The organism is Flavobacterium sp. GP15, from assembly GCF_014281985.1.
GTDB classification, from domain to species: domain Bacteria; phylum Bacteroidota; class Bacteroidia; order Flavobacteriales; family Flavobacteriaceae; genus Flavobacterium; species Flavobacterium pygoscelis.
The window spans coordinates 1-727 of sequence record NZ_JACFTC010000031.1; the positions used below are offsets into that span (position 1 = coordinate 1).

Below are 727 nucleotides of genomic sequence, written 5' to 3' on the forward strand. Positions count from 1 at the left end.
AACGTTACCTGCAAGCGTCGCGCGACACAGTAGTAATCGTAACTGACAAGTTGAAATTTATGACAATAAGGAAAAATATTTTTGTAATAATTGGAAGTGCTAGTATAAATTCAGCAAACGAAAAACTTGTTGACAATTTCGTTGATTTGACAAATGGTTTTTTCAATTTATTAGTTTTTAAGGAATTGAAATCACTTCCTCATTTTAACCCAGAACTATCAGCAGAAAACCCGCCATCAAGAATTGTAGAATTTAGAAAAAGTATTGAAAATGCAGACGGAATTATAATATGCACACCTGAATATGTCTTTAGTATTCCAAGCGGACTAAAAAATGCAATAGAATGGTGTGTTTCAACAACGGTCTTCTCTGATAAACCAGTCGGAATTATAACTGCTTCTGCAAGCGGACAAAAAGGACATGAAGAATTGCAGTTAATAATGAAAACTGTAATGGCAAAATTTACAAGCGATACAACACTTTTAATACCAGGAATTAAAGGTAAAATAACAGAAGAAGGACAAATTACTGACAACAAAACAAAAGAAGATTTTATGCAATTTATAGATTCATTTACAAGCATATTAAACTGAAGAAAAACGCCAGCAGGTAACAGCCGTTTTGCGCGATTGGGGTTTTAGTGGAATTAGCGTTTTTTATCATATCTTCGTTTCGGCAGAAAATACTCTGCTTTAAAGTCCCCAACCTCGCAAAGCGCCAAGACGTT

Annotated in this window: 1 protein-coding gene; it reads left to right on the forward strand. The window is 34.3% G+C overall.

What is annotated here, in order from left to right:
* On the forward strand, window positions 1-593 hold a 593-nt coding region (locus H2650_RS15700; protein WP_370566889.1), incomplete at its 5' end, for an NADPH-dependent FMN reductase.
* Between the last annotated feature and the right edge of the window lie 134 nt (window positions 594-727).